Origin of the sequence: Bosea sp. BIWAKO-01 (assembly GCF_001748145.1) — a bacterium.
In the GTDB taxonomy this organism is placed as follows: Bacteria; Pseudomonadota; Alphaproteobacteria; order Rhizobiales; family Beijerinckiaceae; genus Allobosea.
Genome location: NZ_BCQA01000001.1, coordinates 3232926 through 3255097, shown reverse-complemented (window position 1 = coordinate 3255097; position 22172 = coordinate 3232926). Strand labels below are relative to the sequence as shown.

The window sequence follows — 22172 nt, the reverse complement described above, 5'->3', positions numbered from 1 at the left end:
TCTCCACTCCTAGCTGTCGAGGCGAGTGATGGGCGGGCGCATTGCAAGGCTGCATGACGGGAATCCTCCTCCCCAACTCATCCTTGCAGCGTTGGACACCCTGCTCGCTCATGAGGCGTTGCGCCTTTCCGAGCGCAACCGGCGCTTCCTCTCCTTCGTCGTCACGCAAACCGTTTCGGGCCATTCGGACCGGATCAAAGCCTACTCGATCGGCGTCGACGTCTTCGGCCGCGACGACAGTTTCGACCCTGGCACGGACCCGATCGTGCGGATCGAGGCGACACGCCTGCGCTCGGCACTGGCAACCTATTACGAGACGGCGGGAGCAAGCGCACCCATCAGAATCGCGATGCCGCCCGGCAGCTACGTTCCATCCTTTACGTGGCGGCCGTCAGGAAATGGCTCCACGAAACCGGCCTTCGCCGCCGAGGCAGCCAGGATCGCGTCCGCCAGCGCCAGCCTGCCGACAATCATCATCAAGAACCTGACGGACCGCGCGGCCCGGCTTGCGGCAACTCATGGCGACCTGTTCATCGAAACCATCATGAAGCGGCTCGTCTCAGCCGGCTTCAGGCTGTTCGCGATGCCGTCTGCCGAGCGCAGAGCCGCCGCGATCGCGATCAGCAAACTCCTCCTGCACCCCGACGAGACTTACGCTCTCGATATCGCGGTCCATCCAATGTCGACCGGCCAGCGCTTTTCCTGGTGCGCGACCGATCTGCGCAGCGGAGAGATCATCTGCTCCGATTTCGTCGATGAGATCGAACGCGACGTGCCATGCGCGAGCACCATCGACATGATCGCCGCGCGGGCCGTCCAATCCGTGTCAAAGGCCCTTGCCGGCTGAGCAGATCAGCCACCGCCCTCGCAGGTTACCGTAACAGTTACAGGCTTAAGCCTCTGCGGATGCCATGCGACCCTCGCCCGGCGCGCCTGGGCCATGTTCGGCATCTCTGTCGAGCTGGCCCGGAGCGTCGATCCGGCACCGGGAGTGATTGATGGAACGCCACAAGTTCATGGCCGCCGCAGCCCTGGCACTGACGCTAGGGCTCTCCGGCGGAGCAGCGAAGGCCCAGACTGCGCCTCCCGCCAAACCCAATATCCTCGTCATTTTCGGCGACGATGTCGGCCAGGCCAACATCAGCGCCTATACGCATGGGGTGGTCGGTTACAAGACGCCGAACATCGACCGCCTCGCCCGGGAAGGCATGATGTTCACGGACTACTACGCCGAGAACAGCTGCACGGCGGGGAGATCCTCCTTCATCACCGGGCAGACGCCACTGCGCACGGGCCTTTCGAAGGTTGGCATCCCCGGCGCCCCAGTCGGCCTGCAGAAGGGCGATATCACCATCGCCCAGGCGCTGAAGCCGCTCGGCTACGCCACCGGCCAGTTTGGCAAGAACCACCTTGGCGACAAGGACGAGTATCTGCCGACCAATCACGGCTTCGATGAGTTCTTCGGTAACCTCTATCATTTGAACGCGGAGGAAGAGCCTGAACGGCCCAATTGGCCGAAGGACGATCCGACATTCGTCAAGCTGATGTCCCCGCGCGGTGTTCTCAGGACCTCCGCCGACGGCAAGATCGAAGACACGGGCCCGCTGACGCGCAAGCGCATGGAGACCGTCGACGACGAGACCACCGGCTCCGCGATCGACTTCATGCAGAGGCAGGTGCGCGCCAACAAGCCGTTCTTCACCTGGATGAATTTCACCCGCATGCACGTCTTCACGCATGTGCGGCCGGAATTTCGCGGTAAGAGCGGCATGGCGGGCAACGAATACGCCGATGGCATGTGGGAGATGGACCAGAATGTCGGCAAGCTGCTGAAGACGCTCGACGATCTCGGCATCGCCAACAACACGATCGTCGTCTTCACGACGGATAATGGTCCCAACGCCTTCACCTGGCCGGACGCTGCGACCACACCGTTCCGCTCGGAAAAGGATACGAACTGGGAAGGCGCGTTCCGCGTCCCGGCGATGGTCCGCTGGCCAGGCCAGGTCAAGCCGGGCGAAATCGCCAACGGCATCGTCTCGGGCCTCGACTGGTTCCCGACTCTGCTTGCCGCTGCAGGCGATACCGGCGTGAAGGACCGCCTTCTCAAGGGCTGGCAGCCGCAAGGCAATCCGACGACCTTCCGGAACCATCTCGATGGCTACAACCAGATCGACTATCTCACGGGGAAGTCCGACAAGAGCGCGCGCAACGAGTTCTACTATTTCAACGACGATGGCGCTCTCGTCGCCATGCGCTTCGACAACTGGAAACTCGTCTTCGAAAAGCAGGAGCAGCCTGGCCAGATGGATGTCTGGGCGAATCCCTTCACCCCCCTGCGCCTGCCCAAGATGTTCAATCTGCGCATGGACCCCTACGAGCATGCGGAGATCTCCGGCAGCGGGTACGATCAGTGGCGGACCGAGAACGCCTATCTCGCCGGCCAAGGAGTGATGAAAGCCACGCAGTTTCTCGAGAGCTTCGTCGAATATCCGCCGAGCCAGCGCCCCGCGAGCTTCGGCGTCGATCAGGTCCGCAAGCAGGTCGACAGAAAGATCGACGAGTCGTTCAGGAAGCGCGGTCTAGAGTGACCTTGTAGCTCTGCTATGTTGCGGCCGGCGTCGCGAGCGCCGGCCGAACTCCTGAAGATGAGCCTAGGGCTGGAATCCGGCATGAGTGTTGGGACAGATGCGTCGAGGCGGCGTCGCGGCGCTAAGGCGATCCCGGATCGCGCCGCCCTTGCCGTTCATGCTTCGCTCGCCCTGCCCGCCGGCCTGTTGTTCATCTCCGGCGCCGCCGCGCTGATCCTCCAGGTGATCTGGATCAGGCAGCTCTCGACCGTGGTCGGGGTCGAGGTCTACGCGGTGACGACCGGCATCAGTGCCTTCTTCGCCGGCCTGGCAGCCGGCGGTCTGATCTTCGGCCGTATCGCCGATCGCAGCCAACAGCCCTTGCGTCTCTATGCTGCTCTCGAGGGTGGCGTCGCCATTCTCGCCATTGCTGCGACACTCGGCCTGTCGCAGGCAGCCCCGCTCTTTGCCCGCCTCGAACTGACCAGCCCACTGCTCGCCTGGGCGATGGTGTTCGCGCTCGTCGGCTTGCCGGCCGTCCTAATGGGCGGCACGCTGCCTGCACTGACACGTTTCGCCGCCCCCCAGCGCCAAGGGATCGGGCAAGTTGGCGGGCGCCTGTATGCAGCCAACACGGCGGGCGCCATCGCCGGCGCCCTGCTCGCATCGTTCCTTGTCATTCCCGCGGTCGGCATGCGCGGCTCGGCGCTCGTGGCCGCCGCAATCTGCCTGGTTGCGGCCCTTGCGGCGTTCGCGATGAACCCGAAGGCAAGCGTCGCGAGCGTCGACGCGGTCAAGCCGACCGATAGCAGCTTCTCGCGTTCGGCCGCGCTGGCCATCGCGCTCTACTCGGTCGCGGGAGGCATCGCGCTCGGTTACGAGGTGGTGTGGTCGCAGACGATCGTGCCCTTCATGAGCACGCGCAGCTTCGCCTTCTCCGTCCTGCTCGCAACCTACCTCACCGGGCTCGCACTGGGCGCGGCCATTTTCGCGCGCTGGGCCGATCGCGTCACGAAGCCATGGAGCGTCTTCGGCCTGCTCATCGCGGGGGCTGGCCTGTCGGCCGCTCTGGCCATCGCCGTGCTCGGCCCCTGGTTGAGCCAGTTCCAGGGCCTCGTCGAGGCAGCAGCGCTGAATCTCACAGGCAATGCCTTCGCCGGCATGTCCGCCCGATTTGCCGTCGCCGCGATCTGCGTCGTCCTTCCCAGCACATTGTTCCTTGGCGCGGCCTTTCCAGCAGCGTTGCGCCTGATCGTCGATCCCCGACATATCGGGCGCGGCGTTGGCATGATCATCGCCTTGAATACCCTTGGCGGCATTCTTGGCAGCGCCCTCACCGGCTTCGTCCTCATTCCCGCACTCGGCCTCGTCCGCACGCTCGCGATACTCGCCGTCGCCGCCGCTCTGGTGGGCGCGATCGCCGCCTTGCGCGAACGGCGCTCCGGCTCAATGGCCTGGATCGCGGCGCTCGCGATCAGCGCTGTCACATGCGCGACCGCCGTCCTCCTGCCATCCGATCGCCTCGCCAAACTGCTGCCCGGCGCCCGCGGCGCGAACCTCACGTTCTATGACGAGGGCCTGGGCGGCACGGTCGCCGTCGTCGAGCGCAGCTCGGGCCGAAACCGCTTCCGCCGTCTCTACATCCAGGGTGTCTCCAATTCCGGCGATGCGATGCCGTCCCTGCGCTACATGCGAATGCAGGCGCTGCTGCCGCTGATCATTCACAACCGCGAGCCGAAATCGGCTTTGGTGATCGGTTTTGGTACCGGCATCACCGCGGGTGCGCTGCTGACTTATCCCGGCCTGGAACAGCGCGTCGTTGCCGAGTTGCTGCCGAGCGTCATCCGGGCGGCACCGAATTTCGAGGGCAGCTTCCAGGCCGCGACCGATCCGCGGCTCGACATTCGCCTGCGCGACGGGCGTCGCGAGCTTCTGCGCAACCCGGATCGCTACGACCTGATCACGCTTGAACCGCCGCCGCCGTCAGCCGCAGGTGTCGCCAACCTGTATTCGAGCGATTTCTACACGCTGGCGCAATCACGCCTTGCCGAGGGCGGCCTCGTCGCGCAGTGGCTGCCCCTGCCCACCCAGAACGACGAAGACACGCGGTCTCTGGTACGCAGCTTCCTCGATGTCTTCCCGCACGCCACCCTCTGGACCACCGAGCTGCATGAGATGCTGCTGATCGGTTCGCAGCAGCCGGTCACTTTGGATCTGCAGAGGATCGCCGGCCGCTTCGCACAGCCGGAGGTGGCAAAGGCTCTGAGAGATGTCGGCGTCGATACCCCTGCGGCCCTCCTTGTGACCTTCGTCACCGATCGGCAGGGGCTGGAGCGCTATGCAAGCGCGGCCCGCCCCGTGACGGATGACGATCCGCGCATTGAATATGCGGGCTGGGTGCGGCGGCTGGAACTGGCCCGGACATTGCCTCTCCTCATGGAGATGCAGGGCGAACCACCGGTCATCGGTGCCGACGATGCGTTCCGGGCCGATCTTGCAAACGAGCGCAGCAGGCTCCTGACATTCTACGATGCCGGCCTTGCCGCCTATGTCGGCGACCGGGCGCGCTGGGCGCGGCAGATGCGGCGCGTGACCCAGGCCGATCCCACCAACCCCTATTACAGCTGGTTCACGGGGGGCCCTCGTGAATGAGCGAGCGCGGGAACGTCCCGTGGAATGCCCGCCCCCTGAAACCCGACATTGAGAAGGAGAACCCGGTGCTGAACGTTCGAGCTGCCTTGACCGCGTTGTTCCTGGTCTCATCCTGGGCGTGGAATGGCGCTGTCGTCGCCCAATCCAACCCGCTGCCATCCTGGAATGAGGGCAAGGCAAAAAGGGCCATCGTCGAGTTCGTGGGGAAAGTGACGCAGGAGGGAGGGCCCGATTTCGTCAAGCCGGCGGAGCGCATCGCCACCTTCGACAATGACGGCACGCTCTGGGCCGAACAGCCGGTCTATTTCCAGCTTCAGTTCGCCTTCGACGAGGTGAAGCGGCTCGCTCCCCTGTATCCGGAGTGGAAGAGCAAGGAACCCTACAGGTCGGTCCTTGCCGGCGACATGAAGGGTCTCGCCGCCTCCGGAGAGAAGGGCCTCCTGCAGATCATGGCGGCCACCCACGCCGGAATAACCACGCGGGAATTCGAGCGATTGGTCGCCAATTGGCTCAACACCGCGCGGCACCCGACGAAGAAGCGCCCCTATACCGAGATGGTCTACCAGCCGCAGTTGGAACTCCTGACCTATCTGCGCGCCAACGGCTTCAAGACCTTCATCGTCTCGGGCGGCGGCGTCGAGTTCATGCGCGTCTTCGCCGACAAGGTCTATGGCATCCCGCCGGAACAGGTCATCGGTTCATCCGGCGCCGTGACGTTCAGGATGAACCCGAGCGGCAAGCCCGAGCTGTTCAAGGACGCCAAGGTCGAGTTCATCGATGACGGCCCCGGCAAGCCTGTCGGGATCAACCGCTTCATTGGTCGGCGTCCGATCCTGGCCTTCGGCAATTCCGACGGCGACCTGCAGATGCTGCAATACACCGCGGCTGGCGATGGGTCACGCTTGGCTCTCATCATCCATCACACCGATGCCGAGCGCGAATGGGCCTATGACCGCAAGTCCCCTGTCGGTAAGCTCGACAAGGCCCTCGACGAGGGCCACGCCAAGGGCTGGACCATTGTCGACATGAAGTCGGACTGGAAGGCCGTCTTTCCGCCGGAGCCGTAGCGATGAACAAAGAGGACGTGGTCAAGCGCTTCAGGATCACGGACGGCGACAAGTTTCGGCTTTCCGACGTCGACCCCGCCGACGTTTGCGGTTTCGACATTGAGAAGGACGACGCCAAGGAGCTGCTGGCAGCCGGGGTCAAGCGACTGCACGCGCTGCAGGAGCGACTCTACGCCGAAGGGCGCTGGTCGCTCCTCGTCATCTTCCAGGCGATGGATGCGGCCGGCAAGGACGGCACGATCGAGCACGTCATGTCGGGCATCAACCCGCAAGGCTGCGAGGTGACGTCCTTCAAGGCTCCAAGCACCATCGAGTTGCGGCACGATTTCCTGTGGCGCACCACCTGCGCACTGCCGGAACGCGGTCATATCGGGATCTTCAACCGTTCCTATTACGAAGAGGTCCTGGTCGCGCGGGTCCATCGCTCGGTCCTTGAAGCGCAGAACCTCCCGCCCAAGCTGATCACAGACGATATCTGGCGCGAGCGTCTCGAGAGCATCCGTGATTTCGAGCAGCACCTTTCGCGCAACGGCGTCGCGATCCTGAAGTTCTTCCTGCATGTCTCGAAGGACGAACAGCGGCGCCGTCTCCTCGCCCGGATCGACGAACCTGACAAGAACTGGAAATTCGACTCCAGGGATCTGGCCGAGCGCGGTCATTGGGACGAGTATATGGGTGCCTATGAGGATGCGATCCGGGGTACCGCAACGAAGAGCACCCCCTGGTACGTCATTCCCGCAGATCACAAATGGTTCACGCGGCTCGCCGTGGCGGCAGCCATAGGCGAAAAGCTCGAACAGCTCGACCCACAGTTTCCGACGGTTGACGACGACATGCGCAAGGCCATGGCACAGGCGCGCAAGGTATTGGCGAGCGAGGAACGGTCCCAGCGCGCCAAGGCGGATTGAACAGCGGCGGAGGCCCGACGACCATGACGGATGGCGCGGTACTGGACAGGATCGACACGCTGAGCGGCATGATCCGCATTCCCGGCGGAACCTTCCGCATGGGCTCAGACAAACACTATCCCGAGGAGGCGCCCAGCCATCGTGTCACAGTCGATGGCTTCTGGATCGACGCGACCCCGGTCACCAACGCGCAGTTTCGCGCCTTCGTCGAAGCGACCGGCTACGTCACCTTCGCCGAGATCCCGCCGGACCCGAAGGATTATCCCGGCGCCCTGCCCCATATGCTGCGAGCGGGCTCGCTGATGTTCAACCCACCGACCCACGCAGTCGACCTGCGCGACTGGTCGCAATGGTGGAAATTCCAGTTCGGCGCGACCTGGCGCAAACCCTATGGTTCGGGGTCGTCGATCAAGGGGCTCGACGACCACCCGGTCGTGCATGTCGCCTATCGCGATGCCGAGGCCTATGCGGCCTGGGTCGGAAAGGCCTTGCCGACCGAGGCAGAGTGGGAATTCGCCGCACGCGGCGGGCTTGAGGATGTCGAGTTCGCCTGGGGCGACGAGTTGACGCCCGGCGGGCGTCATATGGCCAACACCTGGCAGGGCAATTTCCCGCACGAAAATACGCGGGAGGACGGGTTTGCGCGCACCTCGCCCGTCACCGCCTTCCCCGCCAACGGCTATGGCATCCACGACATGATCGGCAATGTCTGGGAGTGGACGACGGATTTCTGGTCGACACGCCATCAAGGCGATGCCCCGAAGGCTTGCTGCGTGCCGCAGAATCCCCGCGGCGGCCCCGAGACCGACAGCTATGATCCACGCCAGCCAGAGATCCGTATTCCGCGCAGGGTCCTGAAGGGCGGCTCGCATCTTTGCGCTCCGAGCTATTGCCGGCGTTATCGTCCGGCCGCCCGCCATGCCGAACCGGTGGATACCTCGACGAGCCATGTCGGCTTCCGCTGCGTGGTCAGGGCCGGGGACAACCGTCAGACCTGAGCGGAGCTGTAACGGTTACGTTGCTGACTGGAGCTGCGCTTCGTTCAGAGTTCCGACGGGAACTCCAATCGCGCCTCGGAAGGAGCAGGTTCATGAGCGACGGCATGGGATCGGCGGCCCGGGACGCTGTCGCCGATCTGCAGAAGCGGATCAATCAGGATATCATCGGCCAGGAACGCGTCGTCGAACGCCTCATTGTTGCGCTGCTTGCCAATGGCAATGTCCTGCTCGAGGGCCTGCCGGGTCTCGCCAAGACCCGCGCCATCAAGAGCCTTTCGAATAACCTCGAATCCGATTTCAGCCGAATCCAGTTCACGCCGGACCTTCTGCCTTCGGACGTCACCGGCGGCGAGATCCTGCGCGGCGACGGTCAGTTCGAATTCCGCAAGGGGCCGATCTTCGGCAATCTTGTCCTCGCCGACGAGATCAACCGTGCCCCGCCCAAGGTCCAGTCGGCACTGCTGGAGGCGATGGAGGAACGGCATGTGACGGTTGCCGGCAAGCGCTACGACCTGCCGGCCCTCTTCATGGTGCTCGCGACCCAGAATCCGATCGAGCAGGAGGGGACCTATCCTCTCCCGGAAGCGCAGATGGACCGCTTCCTCATGCATATCCGGATCGACTATCCCAGCGATGCCGATGAAGTGAAGGTGATGCGGCTCGTTCGTGCCGAAGCCGCTGCGGCCGCGGATACAGCCACGCAGCCTCCGCCGAAGATCCCGCAGAAGCTCATCTTCGAGGCGCGCTCCGAGATCGACCGGGTGACGACGAAGGAGGTCGTCGAGACCTATATGGTCGCCCTCATCGCTGCGACGCGCAGGCCCGCCGAATTCGGCGACAAGCTGAAGAACTGGATCGCAGTCGGCGCGAGCCCGCGCGGCTCGCTCGCACTCGATCGCTGCTCGCGCGTCCATGCCTGGCTCGAGGGGCGCGACTACGTCACCCCCGAGGATGTCCAGGCGGTTGCCCATGACTGTCTGCGCCACCGCCTCTCGCTGAGCTACGAGGCTGGCGCCGATGGCATGAATGCGGACGGTGTGCTGGACGAGATCGTGAAACTGGTTGCGGTCGCGGCCTAGGCGGAGCGGCTCATGGCGCTGATGCGGGCAAGACAGGACGTTGGCAGCGCCGCCCCGGCGGCGGGTGCCCGCGCCTTTGTTTCGCTCGATGACCTGCTCCGCCTGAAGCACCGCGCGAAGGGTTTCAGCTTTCTCCCTCACCAGCCGGTTCACAGCCTGCTCGCCGGCCGGCACGCCTCGCGGCTGCGGGGACGCGGCCTGAACTTCGAGGAGCTACGGCACTATTTCGAGGGAGACGATACTCGCTCGATCGACTGGCTGGCGACAGCTCGCCTCGGCACTCCCCATGTCCGCGTCTATTCGGAGGAGCGTGACCGGCCGGTCCTGCTGATCGTCGACCAGCGCAGCACCATGTTCTTCGGCAGCCAGCACGCGATGAAATCGGTCGCGGCCGCTGAGGTCGCGGCGCTCGGCGCCTGGCGCGTCACCTCGCTCGGTGACCGGATCGGCGCGATCGTCTTCGGCGACGAGCGGATCGTCGACGTCAAACCTCAGGGGCGCGACATGGGCGCCATCCGCGTAGTCTCAGAGGTGGCGAGGCAAAACCAGGCGTTGGGTCAGCCTGCGCCAGTCGACAGCGCCGGGCAACTCAACGAGGCGCTCCGCCATGCCACACGCATCGCGACACATGACTGGCTGGTCTGCGTGATTTCCGACATTGCCGGCGCTGACGACGACACCAAGAAGCTGATCACCCGCCTCTGTGCCCATAACGACGTTCTCGCAGCCTATATCCACGATCCGCTCGAACATGATCTGCCAGACGTCGGCCCGGCCGTCTTCAGTTCCAGCCGCGGGCAGATCGAGGTCGATTCCTCGGCGCCCACCCTGCGGAACCGCTACGCCAGCGAGCATGCCGCCTGGCGGGTGCAACTGAGGGATCTATCGCGCCACCGTGCGATTCCAGTGCTGCCGATCTCAGCTGACCGCGATGTCGCAGCGCAGCTCCAGGAATTGATCGGCAAGCGCACCGCGCAACGCACGGCGGCGGCGCAGGGACGGGGGCCGCGATGAGCGACGACCCAGGAAGCCTCGATAATCTGCGCGGCCTGGCCCTTCCGCCCGAGACCTCATTCTGGCCCCCTGCAGCTGGCTTGTGGATCCTGGCAGCAGCCGTCGTGGCCGCGCTCGCAGTCCTGGCTTGGCGGGCCGTCCAGCGCTATCGCGCCGCCGCCTATCGCCGCGCCGCCATCACCGAGCTGGAGGTCATATCCGCGGGCATCGATCGAAATGATCCCGCCATCGTCGAACGCATCTCGGACGTGATGAAACGCGTCGCCATGGTCGATTACGGTCGGGCGCAAGTCGCCTCCCTCAGCGGCCAGGCCTGGGCCGATTTCGTCGCGACGGAAGCAAGTGAGGGCTTCGACGCGGCGACGATCCGCCGCCTTCTCATGGAAACCTTCGACGCCGGGCGCGAGCCAAAGGCCTCCGGGCTGCGCCTCCTGGTCGGGCATGCCGAGCTATGGGTTCGCGCCCATCGCGCGCCCCTGAAGGCGGAGGCCTGACGATGCTCACCTTCGCTTATCCCTGGACCTTTCTGCTGCTGCCGCTGCCGGTGGTCGCGTGGTGGTTGCTCCCGGCCCATGCCAGCAACCGCACGGGCCTGCGCGTTCCGTTCTTCCACCGGCTTGCCACGCTCAGTGGCCAGAGTCCGCATCAGGGCGGCGTCATCGCGCCGCGCCGAACCATTCCCCTGCTGGTCCTGATCCTTTGCTGGCTCCTTGCCGTGGCCGCCATGGCTCGGCCGCAATGGATTGAGCCCCCGCTTCATCGCGACATTCCGACACGGGATCTGCTCGTCCTTGTCGATCTGTCCGGGTCGATGGACACGAAGGACTTCGTCGATGCCTCCGGCAAGACCGTCGACCGGCTGACGGCCGTCAAGCAGGTGCTCGACGACTTCCTGTCGCGCCGGAAGGGAGACCGGGTCGGTGTCGTGGTGTTTGGCGATGCGCCCTTCACGCTTGTGCCGTTCACAACCGACCTCGACCTCTGCCGCGCCTTGCTGCGCGACACCGTCGTCGGCATGGCCGGGCCGCGCACCGCCTTCGGCGACGCCATCGGCCTTGGAATCGGGCTGTTCGACCGCAGCACGGTCAAGGCGAAGACGATCATCGCACTGACCGACGGCAACGACACGGCCAGCAAGGCGCCGCCGGCCGAGGCGGCGCGTATCGCCAGGGACAGGGGCATCGTCATCCATACCGTGGCTGTCGGCGATCCCACGGCCGCCGGCGAGGACAAGCTCGACGAGGCCGCGCTCAAAGAGGTCGCCAGCACGACGGGGGGCGGCTTCTTCCGCGCACTCGACCGCAACCAGCTCCAGGAGATCTACCAGCGCCTCGATCAGATCGAGACGCGCAAGATCGACAGCGTGAGCTTTCGCCCGAGGCGGGATGTCTATTGGGTGCCCCTGGCCGCGGGCCTGATCCTGTCGCTGCTGACGCAAGCCCTGCGCCTGTCGCGGCGTCGCAGGTCCGCCACAGGCACGCAACACAAGATTCCGGAGGGCGCGCGATGATGGACGCCCTCGCCGCCCTTCATTTCCAGCGGCCACTCTGGCTGCTTCTGCTCGTCGCTGCGCTAGCAATCGCGTTCATCGAACACCATAGGGCCGATACCGTCGGGCGCTGGCGACAGGTCATCGATCCTGCATTGCTGAAATACCTGCTCGTCGACAACGGCCCGGTCTCCCGGGTAACGCCCAATGCCGTTCTGCTGATTGCCTGGCTGCTCGGAACGATTGCCGTTGCAGGGCCGGCCTGGCAGCTCGAGCCCTCGCCCTTCGCCGATGCGAAGCCGCCGGTCGTCGTCATCCTCAAGATCACGCCATCGATGACCACGCAGGATCTGGCACCAACGCGACTTGACCGGGCCCGCCAGAAACTCGCGGATCTTCTCGCGCTGCGCGACGGCGCATCAAGCGGGCTGATCGCCTATTCCGGCTCGAGCCATCTCGTCCTGCCACCGACGCAGGATAGCGCAATCGTGCTCAACCTCGCCAAGGCCCTGGCGCCGGAGATCATGCCCCTGGAGGGAGACGATCTGCCAGGTGCCGTCGCCATGGCGCAGCGGGTCCTGGCGGGAAACGCACATGGCGGCTCGATCCTGGTGATGGCGGATACCGTCTCGAACGAGGCCACCGCAAAGCTCTCCGGAGTCACGACGTTTCCGGTGACCTTGCTCGCCATGCTGCCTCCCGAACTGGACAGCGCCGGGCTCTCCGATGCCGCCCGCGCGCTCGATGCCAGCATCATCGCCACGACACCGGATCAGGCGGACGTAAAAGCGCTTGCGAGCCGTCTCGACCGTGCCGGACGCGCAGCCGGCGTCGCCGGAGAGGGGGCGCACTGGCGGGAGGCAGGCTATTGGCTGACCCCGATTTTCGCCCTGCTGGTACTGCTCTGGTTCCGCCGCGGCTGGGTGCTGGCATGACCCGCGCAATCGCCAGGATGTGGACCCCTTACGCCGTCATCGCCGCCGCGGCGTTGCTTGCGCTCGCGGCCGCCGCGCAGCAGGTCGGCTGGCGCAACCTGTTCCTGACGCCCGATCAATTCGGGCGGATCCTCCTCGACCGCGGGCGTGCCGCCGAGGCCGCCCGCGCCTTCCGCAATCCGCTCTGGCGCGGCATCGCATTGTTCCGTGCGGGCGAACTCAAGGAAGCATCGCAAGCCTTCGCCGCCTCCGACACCGCTGAAGGTGCCTTCGACCAGGGCAACGCCCTGATCATGCTCGGCCAGTATGACGACGCGGTCAGGCGCTATGACCGCGCTCTCGCCCTCCGGCCCGATTGGCCGGATGCCGTTGCCAATCGTGAGATTGCGCGCATCCGCAGCGAGCGCAAGAAGGTGGAAGGCGGCATCAATGACGACACTGAGTCCAAACCCGATCAGCTCGTCTTCGACAAGACGAAAAAGGGTGGCGAGGACACCACGCTCGATGCCGCAAAGGCGATGTCGGACGAATCCGTACGGGCGCTCTGGCTGAAGCAGGTCCAGACCAGGCCAGCCGATTTCCTGCGGGTGAAGTTCGCCTATCAGCTACGCACGGACAATCCAGGGGCGCAGCCGTGATCCGCCTCCTCTTTCTCCCGCTTCTGCTGATCCTTGCCGTTGCGGCGCTGGCTCAGACCCCGGCCGGTGTACCGGTGGTGCGAACTTCGCTCGCCCCGGCGGACGGCATCGTCATTGGCCAGCCGGTGCGCCTCCATGTCGAAGTCCTGTTTCCCGGCGACATGCCAAGGCCGCCGCTGGTCAAGGTCCCGGAGACGGCGGGCGCCCAGGTAATGCGCTTCGAGACACAGGGGATCACGATCCGGGACCACATCGACGCCCAGGACTATGTCGGTCAGCGCTTCGAGTTCGTGGTCTTCCCGAGGCGAGGCGGCGATATCGGCATCCCCGCAGCCGATATTACGCTTCTCGACAAATCCGGCGATCCCATCGGATCGGCCACAGGTGAAAGCAAGCACATCACCGTCACCATTCCGCCAGGGATCGACGCGTCCGGCCCGGTTCTGGCGGCGTCACGGGTCGGAGTGAGCGAAAGCTGGTCTCCGGATCCAGCCTCGACGACCTTCAAGGCAGGGAGCGCCATCACGCGCACCATTCGGCGCCAGGCTGCAGATGTTCCTGCTCTCGGCATGGCCGAATTTCGCTTCACGGCACCGGAGGGCGTTCGGGTCTATGCCGATCCTCCGACCGTCGAGGACAAGGTCGATCGGGGTTCCGTTGAAGGCCATCGCACGGACAAGGTGACCTATGTCTTCGAGAAGCCTGGCAACTACATCTTGCCAGCCCTTTCGCAGCCCTGGTGGGATACCGATGACAGGCAAGCCCGCACGGAGACACTGGCCGGGGTCACCGTAAACGTCGCCGCGGCAACAGCCCCATCGCAGCGGCCACGCTGGCAGGAGATCATGTCGGATTGGCGCAAACTCGTCGGCCCAGTGCTCGGCGCCGCTCTGCTCCTGCTCGCATCTGCCATAATCCGGCCTCGGCTGATCACGGCATGGCGCTCGCGCCGGCAGCGCCATCTTGCGTCGGAAGCCTTTGCGCGGAGGAGACTTCTCCGCATCGCCGGTAGCGGGGATGCCTCGACGACCTATCGCGCGCTTACGGCATGGCTGGAGCGACTGTCTCCGGAAAACCGAGACGCCGTCAGACGGGAGCCGCTGATCACGCAGCTTGAGCGCTCCTTGTTTGGAGGCAAAGGCAGCTGGACCAGCCAGAATGGAGCCGAGCTGGCCACTCTGCTCGCGCGTCTTCCAAAGACCCGAACGCACGTCGTCGCGGCCACCTCGCCGCCCCTGCCTCCGCTCAACCCGCAGCAGTCATTGCTACGCCCGCTCATGCGGGAGACGCCATGACCGCAGTTGAAGAAAACCCGTCCTGACGATCCGGAGCTTTCGCTTCCGAACACAACTCTTCAAACGGCTTCAAAGCGGAGACTGACATGCAGCGCCTCAAGGCCCGCCTCCAGAATACGGTCGCCCTCATCGCAACGATCACACTCCTTCTCCCGCCGCCAACCATCGCTTTTGCCCAAACCCCGCAGACGGCAGCCGCCTCGACAACCGCGCCGCAGGCTAACGCGACCCAAGCCTGGCCGCGAACCGTTTCGGATGCCACGGAGGACATCACCATCTATCAGCCGCAGATCGAGAGTTGGCGGGGAGATATCCTCGAAGCGCGTTCGGCCGTGTCGATCCAGCGTCCGGGCAGCCAGGCGCCGACGCTGGGCGTGATCTGGATGAAAGCGAGAACCTCGGTCGACAAGGAAAGCGACCTCGTCGCGCTGGATGGCATCGAGCTCACCAGGGCGAACTTTCCCTCGGACGCCGCCAATTCCAACGCCTATCTGACGACCTTGCGCGGGCATGTTCCCAGCGGCCTGCGAACGATCTCACTCTCGCGCCTGCAGGCCAGTCTTGCCGCTTCCGAGGCCGAGACCGGCCAGACACAAGCCGTACGCAACGAGCCCCCCAGGATCTTCTACAGTGAAACACCGGCCCTGCTCGTCTTGATCGACGGCAAGCCCCAGTTGCGCCAGGTTGTGCAGCAAGCTGTTGCGCGTGATCAACACACCCGCGCTGATCCTGTTCGACGAGGCCGCCGGCGCCTACTACCTGCGCGCCCTGAAGACGTGGTGGAGCGCCAAGGCGCCCGAAGGTCCCTGGGCCGTGGCGGCTCAGCCTCCGGCCAGTCTCGCCGACGCGTTGAAGGCAGCCGGGACCCAGGTCAATCTGATGGACACACCACCGGCGGACATCGAGGCCGCCGTTACGGGGGGCGTGGTCCCGACCCTGCATGTCAGCCTCGGACCGGCGGAGCTGATCCAGACGGAGGGTCGGCCGGAATATCTGCCGATTCCGGATACGCAGCTGCTCTATATCAAGAACACCAGCAGCCATGTCGTCATCGACGTCCCCAGTCAGGAGAACTATGTCCTGATTTCGGGGCGCTGGTTCAGCTCCAGATCGCTCGCCAACGGCCCCTGGAGCTTCGTTGCGGGCGACAAGCTCCCGGCGGATTTCGCCAAGATCCCTGACAGCCACCCGAAGGGCGCGGTGCTCGCCTCGGTGAGCGGCACGATACAGGCGCAGGACTCCCTGATCGACAATCAGATCCCGCAGACCGCCACGGTCGACCGCAAGAAGGCAAAGGCGAGTGTTCGCTATGACGGCAAGCCCGAACTGAAACCGATCGAAGGCACCAGCCTCGAATAGGTCGCCAATGCCGCCGTACCGGTGATCAAGGCCGGCAGTTCCTATTATGCGGTCCAGAACGGTGTCTGGTTCGTCGCCAGCAGCGCGGCCGGCCCCTGGGCTGTCGCGGCCGAAGTCCCGGCAGCGATCTACTCCATTCCGCCGAGTTCGCCCCTGCATTTCGTGACTTATGTCAGGATCTACAGTTCCACCCCCGAGACCGTCTATGTCGGCTATACGCCGGGCTATTACGGCACGGTCGCCGCGCCTGGCGGCGTCGTCGTCTACGGCACCGGCTATGTCTATCCGGCCTGGATCGGATCGGCCTGGTATCCGGCGCCTCTGACCTATGGATACGGCACGGCCTTCGCCTGGGGCGCGGTTTCCGGATTCACCCTGGGAGCCATTGCCGGAGCAGCCTGGGCTGGTGGCGCCTGGGGCTGGGGCGGCGGCTGGGGTTGGGGCCACAACAATGTGGTGATCAACAATTTCAATACGTTCAACCAGTTCAACTTCAACCACGCCAACATCTACAATCGCTGGACGAACAATTCGGTGCATAGCCGCATCGACACCCGCATCGCCAACCGGGGCGGGCTCACGCCGGGCCAGCGCGCCAATCTCGGCAACGCGCGCGCCAATCTGAATGCACGGGGTGAGTTGGGCGAGCGAGCCGGCAATCTGCGCCAGAATGCCGGGAACATCCGTGCGAATGACCACTATGCCGGTCGCGACGGCGAGGTCTTCCGCCGCGGGAGCAATGGCTGGGAGCAGCATCAGAACGGTCGCTGGGCGAATGCGGGTGGCGGAGAGATCCGCAATCTCGACCGGGAGCAGATCGGCAGGTTCCATGGCGAGCGGATGGAGAACTTCCGAGGAGGCGGTGGGTTCGCGGAGGCAGGCGGCTTGCGTGGCGGCGGCTTCACCGGGGGCGGTGGCTTCCATGGTGGAGGAGGTTTCCGCGGCGGCGGATTTCACGGCGGCGGTGGCGGATTCCACGGAGGTTTCCGTCGCTAGCGGAGGCGCCGGTGCGGCCACGGCCGGCCGCATCCGGCCACTGCACCTCCACGCATCGCCCCGGGTCTCGTTCGCGGCAAGCTGTTTGCTTGTCGCGCCCGGCATGGCAGGTTGCCATCCGCCGGACAGGGAGATGCGACGCAATGGAGCTGAAGTGGCTGGAGGACTTTGTGAGCCTCTCGACAACCTTGAGTTTCTCGCGCTCGGCCCGGGAGCGCAACGTCACGCAATCTGCTCTGAGCCGCCGCATCCGACAGCTCGAGAGTTGGGTCGGCCTGTCCTTGTTCGACCGCAGCAGCTACCCGATCGGCATTACGGAGGAGGGCAAGATCTTCCTGCCGCGGGCGCGTGAGATCCTGAAGCTGGTCCAGACCTCGCGACAGGAAGCGCGCCAGCAGTATGACGACACGGCCGAAGTGCTGGTCTTCGCCACCCTCAACACCTTGTCGCTGACCTATTTCCCCGGCTTCGTCCGGCGCATCGAGGAGCGGCTTGGTTCGCTCAAGACCCGGTTCTGCGACCAGTATTCGTCTTATGACGGTAACGTCGCGGTCCTGAACCAGGGCGAATGCGATTTCCTGCTGACCTATGCGCATGAGACCGTGCCGCTGCTGCTCGACCCCGCTCGTTTCATCTATCGCCGCCTTGGTTCCGAACGGGCGATCCCGGTCTCGATCGCCGGCGCCGATGGCAGGCCGGTGCATGCTTTGCGCCCCACCGGGGAGCCCGTCCGCATGCTCAGCTATGGCAGTTGCTCGTTCTTTGCCCGCCGTCTGGCCAAGCTCTTCGCCGACCGGCCCGCCCCCCATGTCACCGTCTACGAGAACCCGATGTCGGTTGGTCTCAAGGCAATGGTTTTGGCTGGGCGCGGCATGGCCTGGATCCCGGAAAGCCTGATTACCGAGGAGCTGCGCAGCGGCGTTCTCGTGCCGGCGGCCGATCCTTCCTGGGAACTGACCGCCGAAATCCGCCTCTACCGTACGGCTGCGCCAAGCCGGCCGGGTGCGGAGCAGTTCTGGGCCGCCGTCGATGAGAACATGCCCTTGGGCATTCCGGACGCGCCTGTACGCCCGAGGCCGGGCCGGCTCTCCTATGCGCAGCCCGTCGCCACCAATGCGGGGGACAGGAAGTTGAGATTGGCCGCGGCGTCGATGCCGGCGAGCTGATCGTAAAGCGCCGCGATCTCAGCCTCGTTCATCGTGGCCGCACAGCAATCGAGGAATTTCGAACCGCGATCCATGTCGTCGAAGGGATCCGCAATCGAGCCCTTTGCCTCGGAGCGCTCCGCGGTCAGCATTCGCCCGTCCGCAAGCTGCACAGTCACCCGATGCGGCAGGCGCCCGGCAGCGGCCTCCTCGCTCTTGTCATAGGCCCTCATGACGGTGCGGGGCAGGAGTTCGCGCACAGCCTGGCGCCGCACCGCCTCAGGCGTGAAATCGGCCAGCGACAAGCGGTCCTGCAGGAGCGCGAGCGCAACGCAGTAATGCATCGAGAAACGGGCCTGCATCTCGTCTTCCGGGTCGGGATAGGCGAGGTTGCGCGCATTCGCGATACCGACCAGCGTCTCCACCGCAAGCACGTCTCCGCTCGTGAAGCCATATTCAGCCTTCAGCCCGAGGATCGCGTCCACCGTGTAATGGGTAGAGCCGCAGCAGGGATGACGCTTGGGGATGAGGCCCTCGCTCTCGATGACATGCGGCTCGGCAATGGCCATCCCGGCCCATCCCGCCGCGCTCGCATCGCCGAACAGCTCGGCCACCCCCATCGGGCATTCCAGGATGTCGAGACGACCGGTCATTCCGGCCGCCGCAAGCGCAGCCGCATCAACGGCATTGCGGGCGGCAAGCCCCGCATGCAGTGGCTTTGCCGGCGTCCCGAACTGCCCCTTGGGCCCGGCCGCCATGCTTGCCGCGACGCTCATGGCGCGCGCGATACCCGCCGCATCGAGCCCCATCAGCCACGCCGTGCCCGCTGCGGTTCCGATAGCCCCCACCGTCGAGGTCGCGTGCCAGCCGAGTGTGTAATGCGCCGGATTGATGCCTCGCCCGACTATCGCCTGCGCCTCGAGCCCGACGAGATAGGCGTCCACGAAGCTGCGCCCGTTCGCGGCTCGCCCATGCGCCACGGCAAGCAGGGCCGGCACGAGCACAGCCGAAGCATGGGTGATGCCCGGCCGGAAATTGTCGTCGTAATCGAGAGCATGCGCCGCCGTGCCGTTCACCAGCGCGGCGACGGCTTCCGGTGCCCTGCCGCCACCTATGACGCCGGCTGCACCGGACGGCCCGATGCTGCTGGCGAAAGCCGCACGCACAGACTGCGTCGCCTGATCATCTGCGCCGGCAATCATGCAGCCGATCGTATCGGCGATCGCATGACGCGCACGCGTCCGCGCCAGAGGAGCGAACACGGGTTCGGACCGGCTCCAGGCCGCAATGCGTTCGATGGCACTCGACATAGGCTCTCCAGACCTCCGCTGACAACGACGAGAAGGGCCGGCGTCCGTCAGCCCGCGCGCGCGTCGAGGATGAGGCGCAGCAGGCGCCCGAAGGCGAAGCGGTTTACCTCCTCGCCCTTTTTGTCGGTGTTGACGCGGTGCACGATCACCAGGTCGAGCGAGGGAATGACGAGGCAGTACTGCCCGCCGACGCCCTGTGCGCTGTAGCTGCCATCCGGCAGCACGACACCCGGAAAACCAGCACCGGAGCGCGACACCCACCACATATAGCCGTAGCCACCACGCGGGCCTGCATCCGAGAGCGGCAGGACACTGGTCGCCACCCAGTTGGCCGGCACCACCTGCCGGCTGCCCCAGCGGCCCTGCCGCAGGAACATCAGGCCGAAGCGGGCGAGATCGCGCGTCGACATCCGGAACGGATAGGCCGGGTGCACGGAGCAGTCGTCCGGCTCGATCCAGCCGTCGCGACGTTCTTCGTCGAAGCGGAAATCCTGCATGCCGAGCGGCCGGGCGATGCGCGCCTGGAAGTCATCATGGATGCCGGCACCGGTGAGCGTGCCGAAGATCGTGCCGAGAGCGTTGAAGTCCCAGTTGTTATAGGACCAGAAGGTGCCCGGCGCATGCGAATGGCGCGGCTCCTTGATCGACTTCATCCAGGCCGATTCATACCCGGCCGGGTGAAAGATACCCGAGCGCGCCGTCAGCAGGTCGTAGATCGTGGCCGCCTTCTCGCGTTCGCTCAGGCCGTCCTTGTCGTCGATTCCGAGCTGCGCCAGACTGCGCGACAGGTCGATGGTGCCTTCGTCTTCATGAATACCGATGAGAGCGCTGAGGAAGCTCTTGCGGATCGAATGGCACTGGTAGCGATGGCTAAGATCGCCGCGGCTCGCGACGACGCGGCCACCTTGCACGATCATCAGCGTCGCAGTCGCGATCGCGTCGGCATAGCTCCAGATCCGGTCGAGGCCATCCTTGGACCAGCCCGCATCAGCGGGGTTGACCACACTCCAGTCCTCATGCGGCCAGGCCGCATCCGCAGTCTGGCCCTCGCCCGAAACGTCTTTGCGCATGGAAAAATCGCCTTCCCCCTGAGGATTGCCGTCACGAGGCTGGCCGGTACCCCGTGCTCGCCTCCAGGAATTCACGCGTGTAGGGCTCGGCAGCGCGGCCGGCGCGCACATCCTCCGCGCTCATCTCCTCGATGATGCGCCCTTCGCTCATCATGCCGACGCGCTCGCACAGATGCGTCACCACCGCGAGGTCGTGGCTGACCATCAGATAGGTCAAGTCGCGGGCGCGCCGGAGCTGCTTCAGCAGGTTGAGGATTTCGGCCTGAACCGAGACGTCGAGCGCCGAGGTCGGCTCGTCGAGGAGCAGCAGTTCCGGCTCGATGATGAGCGCGCGTGCGATGGCGACGCGCTGGCGCTGGCCGCCCGAAAGCTCATGCGGGAAGCGATAACGGAATGACGGACCGAGCCCGACGGCGGACAGGATTTCGTCGATGCGTTCCTGATGCCTGTCGAACCCGTGAATCCGGAGAGGTTCGGCCAGGACGTATTGCACCATCTTGCGCGGATGAAGCGACGCATAGGGGTCCTGGAAGACCATCTGCACCCGGCGAAAAAAGCTCTTGTCGCGCTGGCGCGGCACCACCGTGTCGCGGAACCTGATCGTGCCCTCGTAATCGCGGTTGAGCCCGACGAGCGCGCGCAGGATCGTCGACTTGCCGCAGCCGGACTCCCCGATCAGCCCGAAGGCTTCACCGTGACCGAGCGTGAAGGAGACGTCGTCGACCGCGGTCATCGCGGCTGCACCGCTGCCGAAGGTGATGTTGAGATGGCTGACGGCAAGAGCGGTGTCCCGCGCAGCCCCAGAGGCGTTCGTGGCCGGAGCACTCATGTCGCCACTCCGCTGCGGATCGTCGGCCCGTCGAGCCAGGCCGGGTCGCGGCTCGGGACCTGGAGCATGTCGGTGGCGCGGTCGAGCCGCGGCAGGCTGTCGAGCAGCGCGCGCGTATAGGGGTGACGCGCATTGCGGAGGTCGCGTGCGGCGATGTCCTCCATGATCCGGCCGGCATACATGACCAGCACCCGGTCGCAGAAATCGGCGACGAGGTTGAGGTCATGGCTGATGAACATCAGACCGGCGCCACGCCGCGTGACCAGCTCGTCGAGAATGGTCAGGACCTGCCTTCGCACCGTCACGTCGAGGGCCGAAGTCGGCTCGTCGGCAATGATCAGGTCCGGCTCGGGAATGAGCATCATGGCAATCATGATGCGCTGCCCCATGCCGCCTGAAACCTCGTGCGGGAAGAGCTGGTAGACGCGGTCGGGATCGCGGATCTTCACCGCCTCGAGCATAGCCAGCGCCCGCGCCTCGGCCTCGCGCCGGCCGACCTTGTGATGCAGGCGGTAGGCTTCGGTGATCTGCTGGCCGACCCGCATCAGTGGATTGAGCGAGAATTTCGGGTCCTGCAGGATCATCGAGATGCGGTTGCCACGAATGCTCCGCATCTGCCGCTCGCTGGCAGCGAGCAGGTCGATGCCGTCGAAGGAGAGCCGCCTGGCGTCGATATGTGCGGCCTTCGGCGTCAGCTTCAGCACCGTGCGCCCGGTGAGCGACTTGCCCGAACCGGACTCGCCGACGATACCGACCTTCTCCCGGCCGACGTTGAACGAGATGCCCCGGACCGCCTGGGTGGTGCGATGAGCCCCCTT

The 22172-nt window shown here is 65.3% G+C and carries 20 protein-coding genes and 1 pseudogene; 16 read left to right on the top strand and 5 right to left on the bottom strand.

The window, feature by feature from the left end; all coding sequences use genetic code 11:
- Window positions 1–28 precede the first annotated feature (28 nt).
- From BIWAKO_RS14970 to BIWAKO_RS14910, 13 genes are all read left to right on the top strand, one after another.
- On the top strand, window positions 29–847 hold the full coding sequence (locus tag BIWAKO_RS14970) for a hypothetical protein (protein ID WP_244523452.1): 819 nt from the start codon (window positions 29–31) through the stop codon (window positions 845–847).
- Between the two features lie 151 nt (window positions 848–998).
- Entirely contained in the window at window positions 999–2591 is a 1593-nt protein-coding gene (locus tag BIWAKO_RS14965) for an arylsulfatase (protein WP_069879334.1), read from the top strand.
- 81 nt (window positions 2592–2672) lie between these two features.
- On the top strand, window positions 2673–5222 hold the full coding sequence (locus BIWAKO_RS14960) for a fused MFS/spermidine synthase (protein ID WP_141740098.1): 2550 nt from the start codon (window positions 2673–2675) through the stop codon (window positions 5220–5222).
- Between the two features lie 68 nt (window positions 5223–5290).
- Window positions 5291–6289 (top strand): HAD family hydrolase, encoded by a 999-nt coding sequence (locus BIWAKO_RS14955; protein ID WP_371332182.1) that lies wholly within the window; start codon window positions 5291–5293, stop codon window positions 6287–6289.
- A 2-nt stretch (window positions 6290–6291) separates the two neighbouring features.
- Window positions 6292–7197 carry a polyphosphate kinase 2 family protein gene (locus BIWAKO_RS14950; protein ID WP_069879333.1) on the top strand — a complete coding sequence of 302 codons (906 nt, stop codon included), beginning with the start codon at window positions 6292–6294 and terminating at the stop codon, window positions 7195–7197.
- Between the two features lie 23 nt (window positions 7198–7220).
- Complete coding sequence (locus BIWAKO_RS14945) at window positions 7221–8195, top strand: formylglycine-generating enzyme family protein (protein WP_069879332.1); 975 nt, start codon at window positions 7221–7223, stop codon at window positions 8193–8195.
- 92 nt (window positions 8196–8287) lie between these two features.
- Window positions 8288–9274 carry an AAA family ATPase gene (locus tag BIWAKO_RS14940; RefSeq protein ID WP_069879331.1) on the top strand — a complete coding sequence of 329 codons (987 nt, stop codon included), beginning with the start codon at window positions 8288–8290 and terminating at the stop codon, window positions 9272–9274.
- Window positions 9275–9286: 12 nt separating this feature from the next.
- Window positions 9287–10288, top strand: coding sequence for a DUF58 domain-containing protein (locus BIWAKO_RS14935; RefSeq protein WP_069879330.1), 1002 nt, complete (start codon window positions 9287–9289; stop codon window positions 10286–10288).
- The gene (locus BIWAKO_RS14930; protein ID WP_074471557.1) at window positions 10285–10782 is read left to right on the top strand and encodes a DUF4381 domain-containing protein; all 498 of its coding nucleotides are present in this window, start codon (window positions 10285–10287) and stop codon (window positions 10780–10782) included. The genes BIWAKO_RS14935 and BIWAKO_RS14930 overlap by 4 nt, the downstream gene beginning before the upstream one ends.
- Window positions 10783–10784: 2 nt before the next feature.
- Window positions 10785–11798 carry a VWA domain-containing protein gene (locus BIWAKO_RS14925; RefSeq protein WP_069879328.1) on the top strand — a complete coding sequence of 338 codons (1014 nt, stop codon included), beginning with the start codon at window positions 10785–10787 and terminating at the stop codon, window positions 11796–11798.
- Window positions 11795–12712, top strand: a complete 918-nt coding sequence (locus BIWAKO_RS14920; RefSeq protein WP_244523451.1) for a vWA domain-containing protein — start codon at window positions 11795–11797, stop codon at window positions 12710–12712. Before BIWAKO_RS14925 ends, BIWAKO_RS14920 begins: the two co-directional genes overlap by 4 nt.
- On the top strand, window positions 12709–13350 hold the full coding sequence (locus BIWAKO_RS14915; protein WP_069879326.1) for a tetratricopeptide repeat protein: 642 nt from the start codon (window positions 12709–12711) through the stop codon (window positions 13348–13350). The genes BIWAKO_RS14920 and BIWAKO_RS14915 overlap by 4 nt, the downstream gene beginning before the upstream one ends.
- The gene (locus BIWAKO_RS14910; RefSeq protein WP_176733327.1) at window positions 13347–14645 is read left to right on the top strand and encodes a BatD family protein; all 1299 of its coding nucleotides are present in this window, start codon (window positions 13347–13349) and stop codon (window positions 14643–14645) included. The genes BIWAKO_RS14915 and BIWAKO_RS14910 overlap by 4 nt, the downstream gene beginning before the upstream one ends.
- Before the next feature lie 280 nt (window positions 14646–14925).
- Here the strand turns inward: BIWAKO_RS14910 and BIWAKO_RS37105 are convergent, their stop codons facing one another.
- Window positions 14926–15054: a hypothetical protein gene (locus tag BIWAKO_RS37105; protein WP_274533584.1), complete on the bottom strand. Its 129-nt coding sequence runs from the start codon at window positions 15052–15054 to the stop codon at window positions 14926–14928.
- A gap of 296 nt (window positions 15055–15350) precedes the next feature.
- Between BIWAKO_RS37105 and BIWAKO_RS14900 the strand changes: the two genes are divergently transcribed.
- The 3 genes from BIWAKO_RS14900 (at window position 15351) to BIWAKO_RS14890 (ending at window position 18166) form a co-directional block, all read left to right on the top strand.
- Window positions 15351–16004 (top strand): hypothetical protein, encoded by a 654-nt coding sequence (locus BIWAKO_RS14900; RefSeq protein WP_141740096.1) that lies wholly within the window; start codon window positions 15351–15353, stop codon window positions 16002–16004.
- Window positions 16005–16025: 21 nt separating this feature from the next.
- Window positions 16026–17000, top strand: coding sequence for a hypothetical protein (locus BIWAKO_RS35960; RefSeq protein WP_069879323.1), 975 nt, complete (start codon window positions 16026–16028; stop codon window positions 16998–17000).
- Window positions 17001–17143: 143 nt separating this feature from the next.
- Entirely contained in the window at window positions 17144–18166 is a 1023-nt protein-coding gene (locus BIWAKO_RS14890) for a LysR substrate-binding domain-containing protein (RefSeq protein ID WP_069879322.1), read from the top strand.
- Here BIWAKO_RS14890 and BIWAKO_RS14885 read toward each other — a convergent pair.
- From BIWAKO_RS14885 to BIWAKO_RS14870, 4 genes and pseudogenes are all read right to left on the bottom strand, one after another.
- A complete protein-coding gene (locus tag BIWAKO_RS14885) occupies window positions 18091–19455 on the bottom strand; it encodes an MmgE/PrpD family protein (protein WP_069879321.1) in 1365 nt (454 codons plus the stop codon). The two genes, BIWAKO_RS14890 and BIWAKO_RS14885, sit on opposite strands and share 76 nt — an antisense overlap.
- 47 nt (window positions 19456–19502) lie before the next feature.
- On the bottom strand, window positions 19503–20525 hold the full coding sequence (locus BIWAKO_RS14880) for a serine hydrolase domain-containing protein (protein WP_069879320.1): 1023 nt from the start codon (window positions 20523–20525) through the stop codon (window positions 19503–19505).
- 31 nt (window positions 20526–20556) lie between these two features.
- Window positions 20557–21354 (bottom strand): ABC transporter ATP-binding protein, encoded by a 798-nt coding sequence (locus BIWAKO_RS14875; RefSeq protein ID WP_069879319.1) that lies wholly within the window; start codon window positions 21352–21354, stop codon window positions 20557–20559.
- Window positions 21351–22139: pseudogene (locus tag BIWAKO_RS14870) on the bottom strand (ABC transporter ATP-binding protein); the annotation flags it as partial. The pseudogene BIWAKO_RS14870 and the gene BIWAKO_RS14875, both read right to left, overlap by 4 nt.
- Between the last annotated feature and the right edge of the window lie 33 nt (window positions 22140–22172).

What these genes read in the sequence shown, in the direction of transcription:
- BIWAKO_RS14970 (WP_244523452.1), top strand. Translation starts at nt 29, where the DNA reads ATGGGCGGGCGCATTGCAAGGCTGCATGACGGGAATCCTCCTCCCCAA.
- BIWAKO_RS14965 (WP_069879334.1), top strand. Translation starts at nt 999, where the DNA reads ATGGAACGCCACAAGTTCATGGCCGCCGCAGCCCTGGCACTGACGCTA.
- BIWAKO_RS14960 (WP_141740098.1), top strand. Translation starts at nt 2,673, where the DNA reads ATGAGTGTTGGGACAGATGCGTCGAGGCGGCGTCGCGGCGCTAAGGCG.
- BIWAKO_RS14950 (WP_069879333.1), top strand. Translation starts at nt 6,292, where the DNA reads ATGAACAAAGAGGACGTGGTCAAGCGCTTCAGGATCACGGACGGCGAC.
- BIWAKO_RS14945 (WP_069879332.1), top strand. Translation starts at nt 7,221, where the DNA reads ATGACGGATGGCGCGGTACTGGACAGGATCGACACGCTGAGCGGCATG.
- BIWAKO_RS14940 (WP_069879331.1), top strand. Translation starts at nt 8,288, where the DNA reads ATGAGCGACGGCATGGGATCGGCGGCCCGGGACGCTGTCGCCGATCTG.
- BIWAKO_RS14935 (WP_069879330.1), top strand. Translation starts at nt 9,287, where the DNA reads ATGGCGCTGATGCGGGCAAGACAGGACGTTGGCAGCGCCGCCCCGGCG.
- BIWAKO_RS14930 (WP_074471557.1), top strand. Translation starts at nt 10,285, where the DNA reads ATGAGCGACGACCCAGGAAGCCTCGATAATCTGCGCGGCCTGGCCCTT.
- BIWAKO_RS14925 (WP_069879328.1), top strand. Translation starts at nt 10,785, where the DNA reads ATGCTCACCTTCGCTTATCCCTGGACCTTTCTGCTGCTGCCGCTGCCG.
- BIWAKO_RS14920 (WP_244523451.1), top strand. Translation starts at nt 11,795, where the DNA reads ATGATGGACGCCCTCGCCGCCCTTCATTTCCAGCGGCCACTCTGGCTG.
- BIWAKO_RS14915 (WP_069879326.1), top strand. Translation starts at nt 12,709, where the DNA reads ATGACCCGCGCAATCGCCAGGATGTGGACCCCTTACGCCGTCATCGCC.
- BIWAKO_RS14890 (WP_069879322.1), top strand. Translation starts at nt 17,144, where the DNA reads ATGGAGCTGAAGTGGCTGGAGGACTTTGTGAGCCTCTCGACAACCTTG.
- BIWAKO_RS14885 (WP_069879321.1), bottom strand. Translation starts at nt 19,455, where the DNA reads ATGTCGAGTGCCATCGAACGCATTGCGGCCTGGAGCCGGTCCGAACCC.
- BIWAKO_RS14880 (WP_069879320.1), bottom strand. Translation starts at nt 20,525, where the DNA reads ATGCGCAAAGACGTTTCGGGCGAGGGCCAGACTGCGGATGCGGCCTGG.
- BIWAKO_RS14875 (WP_069879319.1), bottom strand. Translation starts at nt 21,354, where the DNA reads ATGAGTGCTCCGGCCACGAACGCCTCTGGGGCTGCGCGGGACACCGCT.